The organism is Halomonas sp. 7T (genome assembly GCF_025643255.1).
GTDB lineage: Bacteria > Pseudomonadota > Gammaproteobacteria > Pseudomonadales > Halomonadaceae > Vreelandella.
Genome location: NZ_CP087112.1, coordinates 1,203,676 through 1,226,500, shown reverse-complemented (window position 1 = coordinate 1,226,500; position 22,825 = coordinate 1,203,676). Strand labels below are relative to the sequence as shown.

Genomic DNA, 22,825 nt, shown 5'->3' with positions numbered 1-22,825 from the left:
GGTTAGCCCCTTCGTTGTTCAAAGTCCGCCATAAAGGCGATTAACGCATCCACAGCCTCTTCAGGCACCGCGTTATACAAACTGGCACGCATACCCCCTACGCTACGGTGCCCCTTCAGATTCAGCAGCCCCGCTTCATCCGCTTCTTGTAAAAACACGTTATCTAACGCGGCATCTGCTAATACAAACGGTACGTTCATGCGCGAGCGATTAGCACGAGCGATGGGGTTGCTGTAAAAAGCGCTAGCATCAATCGCGGCATAAAGCTTATCGGCTTTACGCTGATTGAGGGCGTCCATGGCACTGAGGCCACCCATATCATTTTGAAGCCATTGGAAAACTAGACCTGCCAAATACCACGCATAGGTTGGCGGCGTATTGACCATCGAGCCCGCCTCCGCCAGCAGCTGATAATCAAATAACGAAGGCGCACCAGGCACGGTCTTGCCAAGCAAGTCATCACGCACGATCACCAGCGTTAACCCCGCAGGGCCTATATTCTTTTGGGCGCCCGCATAAATAACGCCGAAATCAGAGACGTTAATCGGGCCAGAAAGAATATTGGACGACATATCACAGACAAGCGGAACATCAGAACCATCGTCACGTTTTACAACCGGCGTATAGTCAAACTTTAACCCACCAATGGTTTCGTTAGAGGTGTAGTGCAGATAGGCGGCATCGTTGCTTATTGCCAACGCATCCAGTGCAGGTACTGCCGTGTTGCCACTCGCTTCACTGCTGGCCGCTAAATGGCAGCGGTAACCTAAATGCTTGGCTTCGCTTAATGCTTTCTTACCCCAAATACCCGTTTGGATAAAATTGGCGCTACCGCCTCCACCTAATAGGTTCATAGGCAGCATAGCGAACTGCATACTAGCTCCGCCTTGCAGAAACAGTACTTTGTAGTTACTAGGAATATTCAGCAGCGTTCGCAGATCAGTTTCTGCGCGCTCAGCAATAGCAACGAACTCATCGCTACGATGACTCATTTCCATTACCGACAGGCCACGCCCTTGATAATCCAGCAGTTCGCTACGCGCGCGCTCAAGTACGGCAGCAGGCAGGGCCGCAGGCCCTGCACAAAAATTATAATGACGTGTCATCGGTTCCCGGTTCCTGTGCGCCACCTTCAACTATGTTTGACTCACCCTCTTCAAGCGCCTCAAAGTCGCTTTCCGCTGGCTCATCAACACGGACAGTTTTCACCAGTTTTTCTTCTTTACCTAAACGAATCAGCATCACGCCCTGGGTATTGCGCGAGGTAGTGGAGACTTCATCGACGCGGGTACGCACCAGGGTGCCACGGTCGGTAATCAGCATCATTTCATCGCTGTCATACACTTGCATCGCCGCCACTAGCGAACCATTACGCTCGCTGGTTTGCATAGCGATAACGCCCTGCCCCCCACGGCCACGCAGCGGGAACTCTTCAAGGCGTGTACGCTTTCCGTAGCCGTTCTCACTGGCGGTCATAATGTAGATCTGGCCTTCCGACTGAACCAGCTCTTGCGACGCTGCTTGCAACTCCACGTCGGCCTCTACATCTGCCTCGGCGTCAATCTGCTGGCTCTTTGGAATAATCAGACTGATGACTTCCGCACCCTTCGCCAAACGCATACCACGGACACCCCGTGCCGTGCGGCCCATGGCGCGCACATTACCCTCTTCAAAGCGAATGGCTTTTCCGTTCGAGGAGAGCAGCATGGCGTGATCACTGCCAGAAGTAATGGCAGCACCGACCAAGCGGTCGCTCTCTTCAAGATCAATGGCGATTAAGCCGACGCTACGCGGACGAGAGAATTGCTCAAGACTGGTACGTTTAACGGTGCCATTGGCCGTGGCAAAGAAAATGTAGTGCTCGGGGTCGTAATCGCGCACCGGCAGAATCGCGTTAACCGCCTCACCCTCTTCCAGCGGCAGCATGTTGACCAGTGGTTTGCCTCGCGAGCCACGGCTAGCATTAGGCATTTCGTACACTTTTAGCCAGTACACTTTGCCACGGTTTGAGAATAGCAACACGGTGTCATGAGTAGACGCCACCAGCAGATGCTCAATGACATCTTCATCTTTCATGGAAGTGGCTGACTTACCGCGACCACCCCGGCGCTGCGCTTGATAGTCTGACAACGGCTGAGTCTTGGCGTAGCCCGAGCGAGAGACGGTCACCACCATGTCTTCTTCGGCGATCAGGTCTTCGATAGAAAGATCTAAATGGCTGGCCTGAATTTCCGTGCGGCGGTCATCACCAAACTGGTCACGCACGGCGTGCAGCTCTTCACGGATTACTTCCATTAGCCGATCAGGTGACGCCAAAATTGCCGTGAACTCAGCAATTTTTTCAAGAATCGTCAGGTATTCGCTGAGCAGCTTCTCTGTTTCAAGGCCGGTTAAGCGATGTAAGCGAAGCTCAAGGATGGCCTGAGCCTGGGCAGGCGACAGGCGGTACTCGGTTGCCGAGGGGTTAAGACCAAACCCTTCATCAAGGTCTTCCGGCTTGCAAGAGGTAGCGCCAGCGCGCTCCAGCATGGCGGTCACCTGGCCCGGCTGCCAGATTTTAGCGAGCAGCTTTTCGCGCGCTTCGGCGGCGTTGGGCGATGCCTTAATCAGCTCGATGACTTCGTCGATGTTAGAAATGGCGACAGCCAAACCTTCCAACAAATGACCACGCTCACGGGCTTTCTTCAGCTCATACAGCGTGCGGCGAGTAACCACTTCACGGCGATGGCGAATAAACGCTTCGAGCATCTCTTTAAGATTGAGCGTACGTGGCTGGCCATTTTCAAGCGCCACCATATTAATACCAAACACGTTTTGCAGCTGTGTTTGGGCAAACAGGTTATTCACCACAACGTCGCCAGACTCGCCGCGTTTTACTTCAATCACCACGCGCAAGCCGTCTTTATCGGACTCGTCACGCAGCTCGGCGATGCCTTCAATCTTTTTCTCTTTCACCAGCTCAGCGATTTTCTCAATCAGCCGCGCTTTATTCACCTGATAGGGCAGCTCAGAGATAATGATGTGATCACGACCACTCTTATCGTGATGCTCAATGGTGTGGCAGGCACGCACGTAAATGCGCCCACGCCCCGTGCGGTAAGCATCTAAAATGCCAGCACGGCCATTAATAATGCCACCGGTGGGAAAATCCGGGCCGGGGATGTACTGCATCAGGTCATCAACGGTGAGCGTATAGTCATCGATTAATGCCAAACAGCCATCAATGACCTCCCGCATATTATGCGGCGGAATATTGGTGGCCATACCCACCGCAATGCCCGACGAGCCGTTAATTAGCAAATTGGGGACTTTCGTCGGCATGACCTCAGGAATGCGTTCAGTGCCGTCGTAGTTATCAACCCAGTCAACCGTATCTTTTTCAAGATCGGCCAAAAGCTCGTGAGCGAGGCGCGCCATGCGCACCTCGGTGTAACGCATAGCGGCGGCACTGTCACCGTCGATAGAACCAAAGTTACCTTGGCCATCGACCAGTACGTGACGCATGGAGAAGTGCTGGGCCATACGTACGATGGTGTCATATACCGCACTGTCACCGTGCGGGTGGTATTTACCGATGACATCGCCGACAACACGCGCCGATTTCTTGTACGGTTTATTCCAGTCATTACCCAGTTCATGCATGGCAAACAGCACACGCCGGTGAACAGGCTTGAGGCCATCGCGCACGTCGGGAAGCGCGCGACCGATAATGACACTCATCGCATAGTCGAGGTACGACTGCTTGAGCTCGTCTTCAATATTGACGGGCAAGATTTCTCTGGCGATGTCACCCATGAAAGTCAGATCCTTTGCACTGCATTGGCACTGCGAGAGTTGAAAGCGCTTAAAAATGCCGCCCCCAATTGTACAAACGAAAACAGTACAATAGGACGGCGCGCAGATACTCTGCCATCATACCACTGCATAAGCACCAAGGGCAGTCAGGGGGTCGCCTTCGCTTATTACGCGGTAAATGCTTCTTTTGTGACAACAAGCCCCTTAAGTACGTCACGCACATCACCGTCGATCGCCGCCGCCTTGTTGGCTTTCATATCCAATAGCACAAACGTAAGGTCGGCCTGAGCGACTAAAGTGTCATCTTTGCGCAGAATGCGGTGATGACAAAGCGCGCTGCGCTCGCCTACCTCAACAATCCCCGTCAATACACGAAGATCATCGTTTTGTACCGCCGCTGCGCGATAGTCAATATTCAAATTAACCACTACAAACGCATAGCCCGCCTGATGCAGTTGCTTAATCAAGCTCGGATGTTCATCGAAAAAAGCCCAACGACCCTCCTCCATAAATTCAAGATATCGCGCATTATTCACGTGGCCATAGCCATCCAGGTGATAGCCGCGAACCCGCATACCTACGTGTGTAATTGCCCCAGACATCGTGCCTCCTTTTCAATCACTGTTTTTAATAACTGCTCTTCAATAACTGTGTGTGGTTGAGCGAGTTGGTAAAACAGCCCCCAATCAAACACAAGTTTAAAACGTACGCAACAGTACGACATTCCCCGGGGTGCTAGCAGGAAAGGTCTGCTTTCGACATAATGTGCCACCTTTTAAATAGGATTGGTGACATGTGGTTTAAGCACCTGCATTTATATCGCCTGCATGGCGCCCCTGAACTAGACAGTTCAGCGTTAGAAAGCGCACTTGATACCCATGCAGCCAAGCCTCTGGGTAATGCCGATGCACGCCGGCTTGGCTGGACAGCCCCCGCAGGCCGCCTAGGCGCAGGGCAATTGCTGCACGAAATCCAAGGGCATCGGCTGATTTCAGCGTTGCGCCAGGAGCGCCTGCTACCCGCCTCCGTCGTGAAGGAAGAGGTCGACGAGAAAGTCGCGGATATTGAAGCCAGCGAAGGCCGCAAAGTTACCCGCAAAGAAAGAACCGCTTTAAAAGAGCAGGTTACGGAGGAGCTGTTGCCCCGTGCGTTTGTGCGTAGCCAAAAAATTGACCTATGGTGGGATACACGCCGCCACTTGATTGGCATTAATGCTAGCTCACGCACTCGTGCCGAAGATATTCTGGACCTGCTGCGTGAAACCCTTGGCAGCTTAAAAGCCACGCCAATCTCATCCCAAACGCTGCCTATTCGCGCCATGACCACATGGCTTGGTGACCCTGCCAGCCGCCCTTCCGACCTGCAACTGGGCGATCAGGTGGAGCTAAAAGCCAAAGGCGACGACGGCGTTTTACGGGCGCGCCAAGTCGATTTAGATAGTGATGAAATACAGCAATTACTTGAAAGTGGCCGCCAAGCCAGCAAACTCGCCATCAGCCTGGAAGGCCGCTTAAGCTTTGTGCTCCACGATGATTTAGCGCTGAAATCGCTGCGTTTTGGCGACGCACTGATTGAAGAGGCAGACCACGCTGATGATGGTGACGACGCCTTGGCAAGGCTGGAAACCGATTTTATTTTGATGGCACAGGCACTCTCCGACGATGTCATCCGCTTGTTAGAGTGGCTTGGCGGTGAAACACAGCGGGAACCTGCCGCGCATCAAGAAGCCTAATGGCTACTTTTGGCTAGCACTGAATACTGAATCTTGACTTACTTTTGCTTAACACCCAACGGATCGCATGACTCAACACAACAACGCACCCAATGCTGACCCCGCCAATGACCCTTGGGCCGATATTCGTCCCTACATGGATCATGAGGTCAAAGACGTTCTTGCGCGCCTTACCCATGACAGCGAACTCCTGGATGCGCTGACGCAGTTTCGTCTACCGCGCTTAGCCAAATGGGCGCCTCCTCTAGCGCGCAGCTTGGCAAGCTACGCCGTGCGCCGAGAGGTAAAAGGTGTCACCACCGTACGTGATTTTCAAATGCGTATTGCCCATTATATGGAGCGTATGATTCGCACGACCACGGATGAATTCGACGTGGCCGGGCTTGATAAACTCGACAATCACAGCGCCTATTTATTTATCGGGAACCATCGTGATATTTCGTTGGATCCAGCGTTTGTTAATTACGCGCTCTACCAGGCCAATCGCGATACCGTGCGTATCGCGATTGGTGACAATTTGCTGAAAAAGCCATACGTTACCGATCTTATGCGCCTCAATAAGAGCTTTATTGTGCCGCGCAGCGCCCGGGGTAAGCGCGCTATGCTAGCGGCCTATCAACAGCTTTCCGCTTATATACGTCACTCTATTACCGTCGACCAGCACTCTATCTGGATGGCCCAACGTGAAGGGCGTGCCAAAAACGGTATTGATCATACCGACCCCGCGATTATCAAAATGCTCATAATGGCCAGGCGCAATGCAGAGCGTGATATGGAGTTTGGCGACGCCATTGCCGAATTGAAGCTAGTACCGGTTTCCATTAGCTACGAGTACGACCCCTGCGACCTGCAAAAAGCCCAAGAGCTTCACGATGTGGCCACTCAAGGCAGTTACGCTAAGAGCGAATTTGAAGATATTCGCTCGATCGTGGCGGGCATTACAGGCTCCAAGGGGCGCGTACAGCTTAAGTTCGGCACCCCAGTCAGTGCCGATGTGGCCACGCCCGGCGAAGTAGCAGCAGAAATTGATCGGCAAGTTATTGGCGGCTATCGCTTATTTCCAAGCCATTATCTTGCGTTGGAAGCCCTGGGTGACGCGCCAGAGCTGGTGGCCCGCAAGACAATTACCCGACAGGACAGAGAGCGGTTCAAAGCCCGCTTAGCCAGTGTACCCGAAGCCCTGCGCCCCTACTGGCTTGAACAGTACGCGAACCCCGTCAAACACAAAGCAGGGCGCCTAACCCTGTAAATTACTGTTCAATATATCCACCGTATACGGCCGAGCAAGGCATGCTTGGTCGTTGAAAAAGTGCTATGGTCAAAGCAATAATTATTCCGCTTGGTGCCGCCAAGCGCGGCTTTAAGGAGAGCCCTAATGTCCGCATCAGAAATTCAAAAAACGCGTATCATCAATGAGCTTCATGGCTTTATCCGTAAATTGCTGCAAGATCCAAAAATTCTTGAGCAGTCGCTTGCCATTGCTCGTCAGCATCTTTCTGAGGGCAATAGCGCGTCGGCGATGGCTCGCATTGCCAACGAAATATCAGATACCACCAGCGTGCATATCCCTGAAGACCCAGCTGAGCACTCGGACGCTGACAAGCTATTTTTAAACGTCCTACGCGAAGTGGTACAAGAAGAGCAAGCGCTCTACTAGTGTTAAACAACGTTGCCAGCATCAAAACGGCAGCGTGTGGCAATAAAGCGTTGTCCATTTACCGCTTTATTGTGCGAGTTCACGGAGCCTCTGATTAACGTTACGAATGCAATAGTTAATCCGAGGTTCCTTACGTTACCGGCGAAGCGTACTTACCCTTCGCCGTCTTTATTTGTTATGGCCTAACCGGAAGTATCCTTCACCATGTCTAACACTGCCCCGCGCAACATTCTGGTGACCAGCGCGCTCCCTTACGCTAACGGAGCGATTCACCTCGGTCACTTACTTGAGTACATTCAAACGGATATTTGGGTACGTTTTCAAAAAAGTCGTGGTCAGCAGTGCTACTACGTTTGCGCCGACGATGCCCATGGCACGGCCATTATGCTGCGCGCTGAGCAGGAAGGCATTACGCCAGAAGCGTTAATCGCGCGGGTCTCACAAGACCACCAGGAAGACTTTGCACGTTTTGGGGTTGGGTTTGATAACTATCACTCCACCCATTCCGATGAAAACCGCTACTTCAGCGAGCTGATTTATACACGCTTGCGCGATAAAAGCCATATTGCCACGCGCGATATCGAGCAGATGTTTGACCCACAAAAAGGGTTGTTCCTGGCAGACCGCTTTATTAAAGGCACCTGCCCTAAATGCGGCGCCGACGACCAGTATGGTGATAACTGCGAAAAGTGTGGCGCCACCTACACGCCGGCAGATTTGATCAATCCGGTTTCAGCGATTTCAGGCGCAACCCCCGAAGTACGCAGCTCTACGCACTACTTCTTTAAGCTGCCTGACTTTGCCGAGTTTCTTCAACAGTGGATTAATAACGGTCACGTTCAGCCGCAAATTCGCAACAAGCTAATGGAGTGGTTTGAGTCCGGGTTTAACGAGTGGGATATCTCCCGTGACGCACCATACTTTGGCTTTGAAATTCCCGACGCGCCGGGTAAGTACTTCTATGTATGGCTAGACGCTCCCATTGGTTATTTGGCGAGCTTTAAAAACCTATGCGAGCGTGACGGTATTGATTTCGATAGCTTCTGGAAAAAGGACTCAGACGCCGAGATCTACCACTTTATCGGCAAAGATATTGTTTACTTCCATGCGCTGTTTTGGCCTGCCATGCTCCACGGCGCCGACCTTCGTACCCCCACAGCGGTTAATTGCCACGGCTTCTTAACCGTCGATGGCGCTAAGATGTCCAAGTCCCGCGGCACTTTCATAAAGGCCGCTACCTATGCCGAGCATCTTAACCCGGAATACTTGCGCTACTATTTTGCCGCTAAGCTCACCTCGAAAGTGGACGATCTGGACCTCAATCTCGATGACTTCTCTGCTCGGGTGAATTCTGACCTCGTCGGCAAGGTCGTGAACATCGCCAGCCGCTGTGCGGGCTTCGTCAAAAAGCTCGGCAACGGCACGCTCTCCGAGCATTGCGCTGAACCCCAAATGGTCGCGCGTTTTATCAGCGCAGGGGATGACATAGCCGCTGATTTTGAAACACGTGAATTCAGCCGCGCCATGCGCAAAATCATGGAGCTGGCGGATGAAGCGAATACCTATATTGCGGAAAAAGAGCCATGGGCGCTGGCTAAACAGGATGGCCGTGATAACGAAGTGTTAGAGATTTGTTCGGTAGGTATTAACCTATTCCGTCAATTAATGGTCTACCTTGCCCCCGTGGTTCCTGTTATGGCCGAGCACGCTAGGGAATTTCTAAAGCTTGACTCGTTAGACTGGGAAAGCCGCGGAGATGTACTGGTTAATCACCCTATCGATAAGTTTAAACCGCTCATGACGCGGGTTGAGCGTGAAAAAATCGACGCTATGATTGAAGCCTCCAAGGAAGATTTAGTGGAAGAGCAAAAGCTGAAAAACACGCCTAAAGGCCCCTTGGCAGATGACCCAGTTGCCGCAGAAATCAGCTTTGAAGACTTCGCCAAGGTCGACCTGCGCATTGTGCGCATCGCAAAAGCACAATACGTTGAAGGCGCTGATAAACTTCTGCAGCTAACCCTGGATTTGGGCGGCGAAACCCGCAACGTTTTTTCAGGCATTCGATCAGCTTACTCGCCAGAAGCGCTAGAGGGCCGCTTAACGGTGATGGTGGCTAACTTGGCGCCGCGTAAAATGCGTTTTGGCGTTTCAGAAGGCATGGTGCTGGCGTCCGCTGATAGCGAGGGCATTTACCTGCTCTCCCCCGACTCCGGCGCAGAGCCAGGTCAGCGCGTCACGTAACTTCACTATGTTAACCGCAAAGGGCAGAGGTTTTACGCCTCTGCCCTTTTATTATCCAAAATAAAAATAATAGCCCAATCTGACGTTCACCCGAGATGCTCTATGGCTCATCACTGTACCGCCTCGCTGCGCTTGCGCTTTTTGATTGCCCTTGCGGGCGTGTTTTTATTGGCAGTGATCACACTGGGCCTGTTAACCAAGCTTGTTTTTTTCCCGGCTCTATATAGAGAAGAGCAGTCGATAATTGTTAATGAAATGGATCGGCTTGAACGCAGTGTTATCGTCAACAAGCAGCAGCTACTTGCCCAGGCACGCGACTGGGCCACTTGGGATGACACCTACGAATTTGTTCAAGGCAACTACCCGCGCTACGCCGAGGTGAACTTTAGCCAGAGCATGTTTGAAGAGATGCGCTATAAATTGATGGCTTTTTTTAACGCCGATGGTGAGGTGCACTTTCTTGGCGGCTTGAACCCTACTACAGGGCAGTATCAAACCTGTGAAACGGCTACCCAAGCGTGCAGCTGGATGATGCCTTATGTAGTCTCAATGCAGCGCTTCATCCAAGAAGATAGCGACAAAGAGCACAATGTACTTTATACCCACCCCTCGCCGACCATGGTCGCGTCCAGCCCAATTCTGCGCACTGACTCTAGCGGTCCGCCCACTGGCTGGCTATTTAAAGTCCGCGCCATGAACAGTGACTGGCTGAGCGTGCTAAGTGAACTCACCGGTATGCCGCTATCGTTGACGGTACGCACAGTGTCATCACTGCCTGAATCTCGGACCACCTCGACGATTATGGGTAACACCGTGCTTGCCGAGCGTTATCTGGCTGCTTACCAGCCTGGCGCTACTATTGCTATCAGCAGCCGCCTTCAACGCGACCGCTACTTAGCAGGCCTACGTTCATTACGCTATGTGCTGATCTGGACTGGCGTCATGATGTTCCTGGTGATTGTGGCCGTCCTAGTATTATTGCAACACATGATTTTAACTCCGCTGCGCAAACTCACCCGACTCACTCAACAGCTCGACACGCAACCTGCTTTTCAACATGAACTTTCTTCACGCAATGACGAGATTGGCCTTCTCGCTAGAACGTTTGAGCATCAGTTTACTCACCAGCGTCAGCTCAATGAAAAACTGAGCGTTCTTTCCACGCACGATACCTTGACCGGCTTGCCTAATCGCCGTCTTTTTGATCAAGAGCTACAGCGCGCCGTAGAACAAGCAATAGCCAATAACACGTCGGTCGCTGTGATGATGCTCGATATTGACCATTTCAAGCTCTTTAATGACAATTATGGCCACCCTAAGGGAGACCACTGTCTGACAACGGTCGGCAAAAAACTTCAGGAGTTAGCTGAACGTCATGACGTTGTGATTGCACGCACAGGCGGCGAAGAGTTCTCTGTTCTTGCAGAGATGCCTGTCGGCGAAGCTCACCGTTTAGCCAACACCATTACAATGGCCATTGATGCGCTTAACTATCCCCATGCGTTTTCACCGGTCTCCCCACACGTTACCTTTAGCATTGGTATCAGCTCCCTGAATGTGAATGACGGCCTAACTGCGTCTGCATTAATGAGCACCGCCGACCAAGCCCTTTATGAGGCGAAAAAAGCGGGCCGACATCAGGTGCGACTTTATGCACCACCGCTAGCCAAAGAGACTATTTCTACGCACAATACCCCGCCATGAGTGAACTCTTTATCATTTTGATCAGCACTGCACTGGTTAATAACTTCGTCCTGGTACAGTTTTTAGGGCTATGCCCCTTTATGGGCGTTTCCAACAAGCTGGAATCAGCAATGGGCATGTCGCTGGCCACCACCTTTGTGTTAACGCTGGCCTCCGCTGCCAGCTACGTGGTGTATCACGGTCTTCTGGTGCCGTTTGATATTACCTACCTGCGTACCATTAGCTTTATTGTGGTGATTGCTGCCGTCGTACAGTTCACTGAAATCATGGTGCGCCAGCTCAGTCCGCTGCTGCATCAGGTGCTGGGTATTTTTTTGCCGCTGATCACCACTAACTGTGCCGTTCTCGGGGTAGCGCTGCTGTCACTAAACCGTGAGCTGAGCTTTTTCCACACGACGCTTTATGGCCTAGGCGCCGCACTAGGCTTCTCGTTGATTTTGGTGCTGTTCGCCGCTATGCGCGAGCGTCTCGCCAGTGCTGATATTCCCGTGCCGTTTAAGGGAGCAGCCATCGCAATGATTACTGCAAGCCTTATGTCGCTGGCATTTCTTGGTTTTTCTGGCTTGGTGCAGGGGTAACCCATGGGCGAAACTTTTTCCTGGTGGGGCATTATTAGCGCCATTGGCGTGCTTACGGGCTTAGGGATTCTGTTTGGAGCACTGCTAGGTATGGCCAGCGAGCGTTTCAAGAGTGAAGAGAACCCGCTGGTAGAGCAAATTAATACGCTGCTCCCGCAAACCCAATGCGGTCAATGCGGCTACCCCGGCTGTCGCCCTTATGCTGAAGCCATTAACCAAGGCGATGCCATCAACAAATGCCCGCCTGGCGGCGACGCGACCATTCATGCATTAGCCGACTTGTTAGGCCGGGAACCAGAACCGTTAGATGGTGAAGCAGCGACGGAAGATACCGTCGCTTTTATTCGCGAAGCAGAGTGTATTGGATGCACCAAGTGCATTCAGGCGTGCCCCGTCGATGCCATCATTGGGGCTGCTAAACAGATGCATACCGTCATTGAAGATGAGTGCACCGGCTGCGACTTATGCGTTGCCCCTTGCCCGGTGGATTGCATTGATATGCTGCCGAGAAGCAAGCCGCTTAGCCAGTGGCAGCCGTTAATCGGCGCCTCTGCGATAATTGCAAGCGACCGCCCCCAAGACAGGAGTGAACATGCCCGCCTATGAGTTTCCAGGCGGCATTTACCCGCCCGAGCGCAAAGCTCGCTCCAATCAATCACCTTTGCAGGCCGCGCCACTGCCATCACAGGTAACGCTTCCTTTAAAGCAACATGCTGGCAACCCCGCAACACCCTGCGTTGTCGTCGGCGAAAACGTCAACGTAGGCAGCTTAATTGCCCAGCGCAACGGCATGATTTCCGCCCACCTACACGCCAGTATAAGCGGTACCGTTACCCACGTTGACGACACAGCGATTACCATTGAAGCCGATGGGCTGGACCGCTGGGAAACGCTCCCACCGCTGGACTGGCGAACCGCGGCCCCTGCCGCGCTGCTCGAAAGGCTAGAGAGCAGCGGGCTCGCCGGCTTAGGAGGAGCGGGGTTTCCCACTCACATTAAAGCTAAAGTCGCTGAGCATAATGTCATAGACACGCTAGTGATTAACGCCGCCGAGTGCGAGCCATATATCACGGCCGACGACCTTACCCTGCGCCACTACGCCGCCGATGTATTGGAAGGTGCCCAGCTCATCGCCAGGCTCTGCGGTGCGCAAACCATCGTTATTGGGATTGAAGACAACAAGCCTGAAGCCATTAGCGCCTTAACGCAGGCGCTTTCCCAGATGCAGCACCCGGCGACCATCGCGCTCAAGGTTATCGAGACCCGCTACCCCAGCGGTGGCGAGCGCCAGCTCATCAAAAAGGTGCTTAACCGTGACGTGCCCAGCGGTGGGTTGCCTGCCGATGTAGGCACGCTGTGCCATAACCCTGGCACGCTCTTGGCGGCGTTTCACGCCGTGCGCGATGGCAAGCCGCTGGTTGAGCGGATTGTGACGCTAACCGGCGATGCTATCAGCCGTCCAGGAAACGTCTGGGTGCGCCTGGGAACGCCGGTTGCCAGCCTGTTAAAGGGAGCTGGTTTAGATCCTCACCAGCTTCACCAAGTCATTGTAGGCGGCCCTATGATGGGTACACCGCTGACGACGTTAGATACACCGGTGACGAAAACCACGAACTGTTTGATCGCCGCCACGCTTGCCGAGCTGCCGCCAGCGCCCGTTGAATCGCCCTGCATTCGCTGCGGCGCCTGCGAACTCGTATGCCCCGCTCAGCTGCTCCCTCAGCAGCTGCACTGGTATGCACGGGCCGAGAGCGACAGTACGCTTGAAACATTAAATCTGTTCGACTGTATTGAGTGCGGTGCCTGCAGCTTTGTGTGCCCAAGCTTTATTCCACTGGTGGAGGATTATCGCTCAGCAAAACAGCGCATCCGCTTAAAGCAGATTGAAAGCGCAAAAGCCGAGCACGCCAAGCACCGCTTTGAGTTCCGCCAGGCGCGCATAGCGCGGGAAGATGCAGAAAAAAAGGCCCGCCGCCAGGCACGCCTTGCCCACACTCAAAAATCGGCGCCGAGTAGCGCTGGCGATGACGCCGCTCCAGAAGCCGACCTACGCAGCCTGCGTATTGCCCAAACGGCCGCCAAGGCGGCCGTTAAAAAAGCCGAAAAAGTCTTGGCCAGGGCCGCCGAACAGGCGCCCAAGCAGCGTTTTGAAGATTTAGAAACCCAGCTTGCCACTGCCCAAGAGAACCTCAAAGCGGCAGAGGCACGTCTTGCAGAAGCACGCGCCAACGCAACGCAAAAGGACAGCACCATATGAGTATGATGCACGCCTCTCAGGTAGGCGCTGCCCCATCCACTGCCCATCTCATGCGCTGGGTTATTGTAGCGACCCTGCCGGGCATAGCGGCCATGACGTACTATTTCGGGCTGGGTGTGATCAGTAACGTGCTGCTGGCCGGGTTATTGGCTGTTGGCGCTGAAGCGCTGATAATGACGCTACGTCAGCGCCCGGTTAGGCCAGCACTGCAGGATTCCAGTGCGCTACTTACCGGCGTACTGTTGGGCATCTCTCTACCGCCCGCCAGCCCCTGGTGGCTCATCGCAGTAGGCGTGTTAGCGGCGGTAGTGGTCGCTAAGCAGCTTTATGGCGGCTTAGGCCACAACCCGTTCAACCCTGCTATGGTGGGCTACGCCCTACTGTTGGTGTCATTTCCAACGTATATGACGCTTTGGGCGCCCCCCCAGCCCCTTTCGATCGAAACGCTATTCAGCCCGACGCTCTGGGCGCAGATTATCGGCATGCTGCCTCCCACAGCACTGGATGCCCTCAGCGGTGCCACGCCGCTCGATACCTTCAAGCACAAAGGTGAGGCGGTGCTGGCCAGCGAATTCTGGGCTAGCCAGCCGCTTCCCGAAGGCACGCTCAGCGCTTGGCGCAACGTGGCACTGGCTTGGCTGGCAGGCGGGCTAGCGCTAATCGCCAAGCGCATTATCAGCTGGCATATCCCCGTCGCCATGCTAAGCAGCATGACACTGCTGGCGGCACTGTTTTATGCCAGCGACCCCAGTCACTTTGCCTCGCCGCTGTTTCACTTGCTGACAGGTGCCACCCTATTCGGCGCATTTTTTATCGCCACTGACCCCGTTTCCGCCGCGACTAGCCAACGTGGAAAGCTGATTTATGGGGTCGGTATTGGCGTATTGGTGATCATCATCCGTACGCTAGGTGGCTACCCAGACGCGGTGGCGTTTGCGGTATTACTGATGAACGTATGTGTCCCGCTCTTGGATCTTTACACCGTGCCGCGACCAAATAGTCATTACAACGCGGCAGCGCAATCAAAGCCGAGTAAACCGTTATGACGCCCCGTCAAGCCATGTTTCGCGGCGCCTTTGCCTTAGGGACGTTTGCACTAGTCACTGCCGGCAGCGTCGCACTTACCCGGGCACTGACTGCCGAGCGCATTGCTACCCACCAACTCGCCTATCAGCACCGACAGCTACAAGAAGTGCTGCCCTCTGCGCTGGCTGATACGCCGGTTCACGATGTGTTAGAAGGCGTATTTGAGCTGCCAAACCCGTCACAGCTTGGTCATCGTGACGGCACCCAAGGCTGGCAACTTCATCGCGATGAAGAAAGCGCGCTTATTCTGCCGGTGGTAACACGCCAGGGCTACAACGGTGAAATAAGACTGCTGGTAGGCATTGATCAGCATCAACGCATCACCGGTGTACGGGTGACTCATCACCAAGAAACGCCTGGGCTTGGCGATGACATTGAGCGCCAGCGCAGCGACTGGATTACCCACTTTAATGGGTTAAGCTTGGCCAGTTTGCCTTCTGAAGACTGGGCGGTACATAAAGAGGGGGGCGAGTTTGATGCCTTTACCGGCGCGACCATTACCCCGCGCGCCGTCATTAATGCGGTGCATCAAACGCTGATATATGCGGCAGAAACCGATCTCCCCATTACCTTTGAGGAGCCAACTCCATGAGCCAATGGCGCCAACTCACCCGCGAAGGGCTATGGTCCAATAACCCTGCGCTGGTTCAATTGTTAGGGCTTTGCCCGTTGCTGGCCGTGAGCGGCAGCGTGGTCAATGCCCTTGGGTTAGCCATTGCGACGCTTCTGGTACTGGTGGGCGCCAGCACAACAGTCTCACTGCTCCGCCATCAGGTCCCCAGTGCGGTGCGGCTACCTGCGTTTGTTATGATTATTGCCGCCTTTGTTACCTGTGCCGAGCTATTGATGGCTGCCTATGCGTACCCGCTCTACCAAGTGCTGGGAATTTTTATTCCGCTGATTGTGACCAATTGCGCCATTTTAGGTCGCGCAGACGCCTTCGCCTCGCGCCAGCCGGTGCTGCCTGCCGCGGTCGATGGCTTAATGATGGGGCTAGGGTTTGGCGCGGTGTTGATCGTCATGGGCGCGATACGTGAACTGCTGGGTCAGGGGACGCTATTTAGCGGCATGGCGCTGCTTTTTGGCCCCACTGCTGCTAGCTGGCAGTTAACGGTTGTAGAGAATTATCAGTTTCTGTTTTTCATTCTGCCACCAGGGGCTTTTTTTGTTGCCGGTCTGTTAATCGCGTTAAAAAATGTGCTTGATCAGCGTCGCGCCACCCGCGCGCATCCCGCCAGCGTAACGCCGCGGAGTGATCGTCGGGTCAGGGTGACCGGCACGATCAAATAAAGAAGCTTTAAATAACCAAGAGAAGATTCAATGAATGCCCAAAAGCGTCATGAAATTTTTGCACGCCTACAGGCGGAAAACCCACACCCCACGACCGAGCTAAACTGGAGTACGCCCTTTGAACTACTGGCCGCCGTGCTGCTTTCCGCACAGGCCACGGACGTTGGGGTTAATAAGGCAACCGCTAAACTTTATCCGGTGGCTAATACCCCCCAAGCCATTATTGACCTGGGCATTGATGGGCTAAAACAGCATATTAAAACCATAGGTCTATTTAACACCAAAGCTGAAAACTTGATGAAGACGTGCCACCTGCTGGTTAATCAGCACGGCGGTGAGGTGCCGCAAACCCGCAAAGAACTGGAAGCGCTGCCCGGTGTTGGACGAAAAACGGCTAACGTAATTCTTAACACGGCCTTTGGCCAGCCCACCATGGCGGTGGATACGCACATTTTTCGCGTTTCCAATCGTACGGGACTTGCCAAAGGCAAAGACGTGGTGGAAGTTGAGCAAAAACTGCTGCGCCATGTGCCTAAAGCGTTTTTGCAGGACGCTCACCACTGGCTAATACTCCACGGACGCTATACCTGTATTGCCCGCAAACCCCGCTGCGGTAGCTGCATTATTGAAGATCTGTGCGACTATAAAGAGAAAACCGAGCTTGGTTAAACGCCCAGACTAACAATAAGAGTATGCTGATGCCCTCGCCTACCGAACCGCTTTACAACCAACCTATTACTCAGCGTATTGATGCGCTGTTAAACCTTTCCAAACAGCACGCCAAGCACTATTGCAGCCCCAGTGCCTGGCTGGCACGCCAGCGCTATGTGGCACAGCATCCCACGTCAATCATCGTAATGAAGTGTATGGATGGGCGCATTCATATTCCCCACGCAACCCGCACGCCGCTCGGCATTATCACCCCGTTTAGGAATTTAGGCGGTATTTTTGATTTAGGCTGGCCTTACTTAGGGGAGCTATTAACCGACGCAGTACTGGATGCCGCGAAAGCGGGCAACCCCACGCTGATACTCATCACATATCACTTTTCCAGCGGGCATCAAGAGCGTGGCTGCGCAGGATTTAACTGTGATACGGAGGCCGCCAAAGCGCATGCCTACGCCGTAGCCAAGCAGGCCGGCCAGCTGTTTGGTGCTGATCACCAGCAGGTTTACCCGCTGGTATGCGGTTTTGAAACTGACAGCGACGCGCTGATCCTCCACGGCCCTCAGGGCGACGTATTGGACAGTCGTGAACTTGTCGGTCTGCCGCCAGAGGCTTTAAGCACTCGGCTGGCGAGCCTCTGCCCCGATATGCCGGAAGAGATTCAGCGCGACCTGCTTCCCTTGTTGGAAGGCAACGTGGCCCACGTTAGCGAGCTACAGAACATAGAGCGGAATTTAGATATTGAACACCGCGAATGGGTGATTTGTGTAGGCCGCGGCTTTGACTTCCTTCACCTGCCGAATACCGCGCTAATTATCGGCCCTTACGGGCCTGATTTAGCCGAACCCATAGGCACCGCCGCCGCGATCATTGACGCTAACATGCGCGCCGGACGCATTCCCGACGACGGTTTTATGCTGCTCGCTTCAACCCCTTACCAGCATAGCGGGGTAGATCGCGCGCGGGCGGAAATGAAGTCCCGCTTTCTGTCAGATTTCGCCGAACGGGTGATACAGCGGGAACACCCAATACTTGCCCAAAAAATGCGCCGCCATACGGCGGTGGTGCACTGGCCAACCCGTCGATTAGATTCCCTTGATTAATCGCTTACACGCTTTCAGCTATTCAATTCGCCTACTACAAGATTGCGATAAGCACCCCGCCACTGCGGCCACTGCCATGGGGTTGTGTCCAGCGATGGGGGCTGGTGATAGGGCTTCGTCAACCATGTATATAGACGTTCATACAGCCCATTACGCGTTCCGTCATAGCGGTACTCATCGGGGTAAAGCGCGGGAAAGCAGAGTCTGTCTGGCACAAGCGGCAGCGCCCCACGCTGGGCGGCTTCCATAATCGCCAACCCTTGGAACTCGTGCCACGTGGTTGAGACCACAATGCCACCGCCATTAAGCAGTGCACGGTACGCTGGTTCTGGCTGCGGCCCCCAACAAATCGTGTACTTAGCAAGCCGCTGCTCTGCCTCGGCAAAGATGGGCGGCACATCACGAAAACGCTGTCCTAGCACCGCAAGTTCAAACGGCACCCGCTGCTCGCTTAGCGTGAACAGAACCGCGAAAAAATCTTCAGGGTTTTTATCGTACTCCCAGCGATGATTCCAAAGGATACGCCGTGGGTTCGCATTCGCCCGCGGGGTATTATCCTCCAACGCGATAGGTACCGGCAGCACTTTTGACCGCTGTCGCAACTGCTCCAACGGTTTGGCGGCGGGAAGATTCTCCGGCATTTTTTTTAGAAATTGGCGCGCGCCGTCAAAAAAAGAGTCCCGATTATAGGAGGTGTTAAAAACGACAGTATCTGCCGCAAGCGCCGCATAGAGGTTAACCATCTTGGCCTCAACTTGAGGCATCTGCTCGCAGGATTCGGGGTAGGCAAACTGGTTTTCGTGGAAATACACAATTTTTTTGGCGCGCCCTAAGTGGGGAAATAATCCAACGAGCGTGGCAATATCGACCATAGACGTCGCCAGTACAATATCGTAAGTCTGGCTTAAGGTTTCATGCTCTTTCAGCCACCAGCTCAGCGGGTTGCCGCGAATCCGCCATGAAAAGTGACGAGGTGGTAGCGTAAGTAACGTCCAAGAAAACTCATCAAGCGCTGTCATTAAGCTGTGTGCCCAATAACGGTGACTCACCGCCTCGTAGGCGGATAATAAAAGTACCCGCATTAAAAGCCCTGTTGCTCAAGCTTTTCCGCCAACATCACTAACACCTCAATGCCTTGCACGTCGGTTGGTAACCAGGGCAGCGTCGGGCGCGGCAAACGCTCGAACAGTTCATCAATTCGCGTAAGGTAGGTGGCCTCCTGCTCCCGGCGTGCCTGAAGGAAGTCACCGTCTGCTTCTACAGGTATAAGGCGATTGATCAGCACGCCAGCCACCGGGATATGTACATCTTCAAGGGCTTTCACGGCACGATCCGTTTCTAAAATCGGCAGCCGCTCAGGCGTCATCACAAATAAAAAGCTACACGCTTTGGCATCTTCGATACGCCTTCTGGCTTGATGGAAGAGACGGCGGCGATCGATGAGCGTTTTCGCCACATCACGGGTGCGTTCATCTAAATTATCCAACGGGTCGGTCGTTGGGTCGTCGAAGGGAGTTGCGACATCGCGCCCGCGCTTGGGCGTTAAATGTTCCAGTACTTTGCCTAGCTCCGCCGATTTGCGGTTATGCGCCAACAGTCCGTCTGTCCAAGCTGCCATCGCTTCTGGCAGCGTTAAAAGTCGCAGCGTGTGTCCGGTAGGCGCCGTATCAAAAATAATCAGGTCATAGGGCGCACTGTCATCCACCATCAGCCGCGCTAACCGTTCCAGCAACGCCGCTTCTTGAGTGCCCGGCGACTGCCGGGTTAAGCGCATTTGGCGCTCAAGCTCCTGCATCATTTCAGGCGCAGCATAGCGGCGCATCTGCTTCACCACCCGGGCCAGATGCGCCTCAACTTCGATATCAGGATCAATCTCCATGGCATCCAAGTTAGGTAGTAAACGCCTTGGAATATCCGATAAGCTTCGATCAAACACATCGCCCAAACTGTGCGCCGGGTCGGTAGAGACCACTAAAACGCGCCTTCCACGACTGGCGGCCAGCACCGCTAATGAGGCAGCGACGGTGGTTTTACCCACGCCCCCCTTGCCACCTACCCATAGCAGGCGACGGTTCAGTACTGCTTGCATAGTAATCCCCAAAATAGGTAGCTCAGCATATTGGTTGTTTAGCGGGTCGCTTTCAACAACAGCGGAAATGATCCAAGGGCGAGTGCTCCATTCCCATCCGCTGATGCCAGTCATGGAAGCGCTCTAATAGCAGCGGCTGTAGCTCAAGCGTGTAATAGCCTGCAGGATTTTCAAGCCCCATCATTTCAGAGAACACCAGCAGCATAAATAGATCGTCTTCGTCACGCCGTGCCCGAGCAATAGCACCCCGATAGCGAGCGCTATACACTTCTTCGGTAAAAAAACGGGCTTGGTCTAACCAAGCCCGTAATTTATCGCGACGCGACGACGACCCGTTAGTTGGGTCATCGTGCATAACGTTACCTCTCTCTTAGCTGAATAGCAGAATTTACGACGCGGTTAATCACTCTGAGCCGCCATCTCAGCACGGGAGCGCTTCAGCGCAGCCGCACACTCCATCGCGACCATAATGGCTGCAATTAACACCACAACATCCAACACTAAAAGGAACATATTGCCCTGATTCCAGAAGGTACGGAGCTGGATAAGCAGCGCCAAGATGGTCATTATCAACAGGAAGCAAAGTGGCGCCAAGGTGTACCACATGGGGCGCTTCATACGCACCAGCATCACAGTAATCACCAGTAGCGTTAGCCCCGCAAGGAGCTGATTGGTGGTACCAAACAGCGGCCAGATAATTAAACCGCCCGAGCCGTCTGCACCACCGGCACCAAAGGCGAGCAGTAAACAGCTACCAACCGCTAAACCCGTAGCAATAGCGGGCTTTTTCATCCACTGCTGGTTATAAATATCCCCCCACTCTTGGAAAATATAGCGCTGTAGGCGCAACCCAGTATCCATAGTGGTACCCGCAAATAGAGCAGCCATGACGGTCAGCAGCGTGGCAGCCGTTGCTTCAGGAAGCCCGATACCGTTATGAATAATAAAGGCCCCGCCCTCAACGAAGGCATTCACACCGCCTTGACCAAAGGCACTGTACATCGCCTGCCAATCACCCAAGGTGGCAAAGCCGGCGGTGGCTGCCAAGATAGCGGCCAGCGCCAGCATGCCTTCACCTACCGCGCCGAAGTAACCCACAAAGCGCGCATCGGTTTCTTTGTTGAGCTGCTTGGATGTGGTTCCCGAGGAGACCAACCCATGAAAGCCCGAGATAGCACCACAGGCGATAGTCACAAACAGCAAAGGGATTAACGACGGCGTACCTGCCGGTACATCGCTGTTAAATGCGGGGGCTACCAGCGTTGGATTCAATAGCACCAGGGCGCCATAAAGGATAATCAAGCCAATAAAAAGCTGTAAGCCGTTAATGTAATCACGCGGCTGCAAAAGCATCCACACAGGCAGTAACGACGCAATCGCTGCGTAGCCAAACAGAATTAAAATCCATACTGCGTTGCCCGACATGCCGCCTACTTCAGCAGGCATCTGGATGGGAACCGATGGCCCAATGCCGATCAGGAAATAGAGCGCAACGACCCCGATAATAGAGACAACGGGCAGGCTAAGAATTCGGCGATAGATTAACTGGCCTATGATAAGCGCCACCAGGATCGCACCCCAAACCGGCACGACGGCGCTTGAGAAGTTCATCATTAGCCCAGCGATGACAACGGCAAAAACGGCGTTAACCATCAACAACACTAAAAATATGACAATCATGAAGATACTGCGCGCCCGTTTGCCAACGACATCGCCGGTCAGGGCACCGACGGACTTCGCCTTATTGCGCACGCTGGCCCAAATAGCGCCAAAGTCGTGAATCCCCGCAAAAAAAATCGTACCGAATATTACCCATAAAAAAGCGGGCGCCCACCCCCAGATGACGGCAATAGCAGGCCCGACAATGGGTGCAGCACCAGCGACTGACGTGAAATGGTGCCCCCATAATACAAAGCGATTGGTGGGTACATAATCCACACCATCTTCAAACTCATGGGCAGGGGTTTTAAAGTCAGGGTCTAACTGGTAAATCTTGTCGGCAATAAACTTAGAGTACACAAAGTACCCCAAGGCCATTGCACCAAGACCTACCACCAGTAGGACAATAGCACTCATGGACGCAGCTCCTTTGGTAATTTCTCGTTATTGTTGACAATATTCATTAACTTATTGCCACTTAAACATAGTGATGCCCTAAAGCGCTTACGTCCATGTTGCAGCGTAAGACTTCTTTTGAATTAAGCCCAAAGTTGTATAAATATAAAGTTGTAGTGCCGCTATTCACCAATAAAGGCTAGGCTGAGCCACAAAACAATCAGCACGTGAGATACACATGCCTACCCTACTTTTCTTATTTTTATGTGCATTGCTGCTTGGGGCGGCGACAGGCTACCTCTTTCGCTTTACTGCCCGTGGCGCCACATCGCGCCCATCAAGGCTGGTGTGTATCGGTATGTTAGGGGGTATTGTCGGTACCCTTATTTTTCAATTACTCGTCAACACCACAGGGGCACCTCTATGGCTGTTACCACTACTGATTGTTTCCCAAGTGTGGCTATGGCTGGGGCCATTCGGCCCTAAGCGTCATGCGAGTTAGTACCTATTTGGTTCCCCTTTTCAAGCGCACACGTCGAAGGTCGTCTTGGCCCCACCGCCGAGGCTACCTA

The 22,825-nt window shown here is 53.6% G+C and carries 21 protein-coding genes; 14 read left to right on the top strand and 7 right to left on the bottom strand.

Going from position 1 to position 22,825, the window contains the following annotated elements; genetic code table 11:
* Positions 1 to 2 precede the first annotated feature (2 nt).
* The 3 genes from serC to LOS15_RS05575 form a co-directional block, all read right to left on the bottom strand.
* Positions 3 to 1,106 (bottom strand): 3-phosphoserine/phosphohydroxythreonine transaminase, encoded by a 1,104-nt coding sequence (gene serC / locus LOS15_RS05585; RefSeq protein WP_263068686.1) that lies wholly within the window; start codon positions 1,104 to 1,106, stop codon positions 3 to 5.
* On the bottom strand, positions 1,090 to 3,795 hold the full coding sequence (gene gyrA, locus LOS15_RS05580) for a DNA gyrase subunit A (RefSeq protein ID WP_263068685.1): 2,706 nt from the start codon (positions 3,793 to 3,795) through the stop codon (positions 1,090 to 1,092). Before gyrA ends, serC begins: the two co-directional genes overlap by 17 nt.
* Positions 3,796 to 3,962: 167 nt before the next feature.
* Positions 3,963 to 4,397, bottom strand: coding sequence for an acyl-CoA thioesterase (locus LOS15_RS05575; protein ID WP_263068684.1), 435 nt, complete (start codon positions 4,395 to 4,397; stop codon positions 3,963 to 3,965).
* Between the two features lie 191 nt (positions 4,398 to 4,588).
* Here LOS15_RS05575 and LOS15_RS05570 point away from each other — a divergent pair, with 191 nt between their 5' ends.
* From LOS15_RS05570 to LOS15_RS05510, 13 genes are all read left to right on the top strand, one after another.
* Positions 4,589 to 5,527, top strand: coding sequence for a recombination-associated protein RdgC (locus LOS15_RS05570; RefSeq protein ID WP_263068683.1), 939 nt, complete (start codon positions 4,589 to 4,591; stop codon positions 5,525 to 5,527).
* A 67-nt stretch (positions 5,528 to 5,594) separates the two neighbouring features.
* Positions 5,595 to 6,776, top strand: coding sequence for a 1-acyl-sn-glycerol-3-phosphate acyltransferase (locus LOS15_RS05565; RefSeq protein WP_263068682.1), 1,182 nt, complete (start codon positions 5,595 to 5,597; stop codon positions 6,774 to 6,776).
* 126 nt (positions 6,777 to 6,902) lie between these two features.
* Positions 6,903 to 7,184: a hypothetical protein gene (locus LOS15_RS05560; RefSeq protein WP_263068681.1), complete on the top strand. Its 282-nt coding sequence runs from the start codon at positions 6,903 to 6,905 to the stop codon at positions 7,182 to 7,184.
* Between the two features lie 204 nt (positions 7,185 to 7,388).
* A complete protein-coding gene (gene metG, locus LOS15_RS05555; protein WP_263068680.1) occupies positions 7,389 to 9,425 on the top strand; it encodes a methionine--tRNA ligase in 2,037 nt (678 codons plus the stop codon).
* Positions 9,426 to 9,527: 102 nt separating this feature from the next.
* Positions 9,528 to 11,129 carry a diguanylate cyclase domain-containing protein gene (locus LOS15_RS05550; RefSeq protein ID WP_263068679.1) on the top strand — a complete coding sequence of 534 codons (1,602 nt, stop codon included), beginning with the start codon at positions 9,528 to 9,530 and terminating at the stop codon, positions 11,127 to 11,129.
* Complete coding sequence (rsxA, locus tag LOS15_RS05545; RefSeq protein ID WP_263068677.1) at positions 11,126 to 11,707, top strand: electron transport complex subunit RsxA; 582 nt, start codon at positions 11,126 to 11,128, stop codon at positions 11,705 to 11,707. The genes LOS15_RS05550 and rsxA overlap by 4 nt, the downstream gene beginning before the upstream one ends.
* 3 nt (positions 11,708 to 11,710) lie before the next feature.
* Positions 11,711 to 12,313: an electron transport complex subunit RsxB gene (gene rsxB / locus LOS15_RS05540; RefSeq protein ID WP_263068675.1), complete on the top strand. Its 603-nt coding sequence runs from the start codon at positions 11,711 to 11,713 to the stop codon at positions 12,311 to 12,313.
* Positions 12,300 to 13,964 (top strand): electron transport complex subunit RsxC, encoded by a 1,665-nt coding sequence (rsxC, locus tag LOS15_RS05535; protein ID WP_263068674.1) that lies wholly within the window; start codon positions 12,300 to 12,302, stop codon positions 13,962 to 13,964. The genes rsxB and rsxC overlap by 14 nt, the downstream gene beginning before the upstream one ends.
* A complete protein-coding gene (locus LOS15_RS05530) occupies positions 13,961 to 15,010 on the top strand; it encodes an RnfABCDGE type electron transport complex subunit D (RefSeq protein ID WP_263068673.1) in 1,050 nt (349 codons plus the stop codon). Before rsxC ends, LOS15_RS05530 begins: the two co-directional genes overlap by 4 nt.
* Entirely contained in the window at positions 15,007 to 15,642 is a 636-nt protein-coding gene (rsxG, locus tag LOS15_RS05525; RefSeq protein WP_263068671.1) for an electron transport complex subunit RsxG, read from the top strand. The genes LOS15_RS05530 and rsxG overlap by 4 nt, the downstream gene beginning before the upstream one ends.
* Positions 15,639 to 16,340, top strand: a complete 702-nt coding sequence (locus tag LOS15_RS05520) for an electron transport complex subunit E (RefSeq protein WP_263068669.1) — start codon at positions 15,639 to 15,641, stop codon at positions 16,338 to 16,340. The genes rsxG and LOS15_RS05520 overlap by 4 nt, the downstream gene beginning before the upstream one ends.
* A gap of 30 nt (positions 16,341 to 16,370) precedes the next feature.
* The gene (gene nth, locus LOS15_RS05515) at positions 16,371 to 17,009 is read left to right on the top strand and encodes an endonuclease III (RefSeq protein ID WP_263068668.1); all 639 of its coding nucleotides are present in this window, start codon (positions 16,371 to 16,373) and stop codon (positions 17,007 to 17,009) included.
* A 29-nt stretch (positions 17,010 to 17,038) separates the two neighbouring features.
* Entirely contained in the window at positions 17,039 to 18,109 is a 1,071-nt protein-coding gene (locus LOS15_RS05510) for a carboxysome shell carbonic anhydrase (RefSeq protein ID WP_263068667.1), read from the top strand.
* 14 nt (positions 18,110 to 18,123) lie between these two features.
* Here the strand turns inward: LOS15_RS05510 and LOS15_RS05505 are convergent, their stop codons facing one another.
* The 4 genes from LOS15_RS05505 to LOS15_RS05490 are packed head-to-tail and all read right to left on the bottom strand — an operon-like array spanning position 18,124 to position 22,274.
* Positions 18,124 to 19,191: a DUF3524 domain-containing protein gene (locus tag LOS15_RS05505; RefSeq protein ID WP_263068666.1), complete on the bottom strand. Its 1,068-nt coding sequence runs from the start codon at positions 19,189 to 19,191 to the stop codon at positions 18,124 to 18,126.
* Positions 19,191 to 20,198 carry an ArsA family ATPase gene (locus LOS15_RS05500; RefSeq protein WP_263069639.1) on the bottom strand — a complete coding sequence of 336 codons (1,008 nt, stop codon included), beginning with the start codon at positions 20,196 to 20,198 and terminating at the stop codon, positions 19,191 to 19,193. Before LOS15_RS05500 ends, LOS15_RS05505 begins: the two co-directional genes overlap by 1 nt.
* 52 nt (positions 20,199 to 20,250) lie before the next feature.
* Positions 20,251 to 20,553 (bottom strand): cory-CC-star protein, encoded by a 303-nt coding sequence (locus LOS15_RS05495; RefSeq protein WP_263068665.1) that lies wholly within the window; start codon positions 20,551 to 20,553, stop codon positions 20,251 to 20,253.
* A gap of 44 nt (positions 20,554 to 20,597) precedes the next feature.
* Entirely contained in the window at positions 20,598 to 22,274 is a 1,677-nt protein-coding gene (locus tag LOS15_RS05490) for a carbon starvation protein A (RefSeq protein WP_263068663.1), read from the bottom strand.
* Positions 22,275 to 22,491: 217 nt separating this feature from the next.
* On the opposite strand from LOS15_RS05490, the gene LOS15_RS05485 reads away from it, so the two are divergent.
* Positions 22,492 to 22,755 (top strand): hypothetical protein, encoded by a 264-nt coding sequence (locus LOS15_RS05485; RefSeq protein ID WP_263068662.1) that lies wholly within the window; start codon positions 22,492 to 22,494, stop codon positions 22,753 to 22,755.
* Positions 22,756 to 22,825 lie beyond the last annotated feature (70 nt).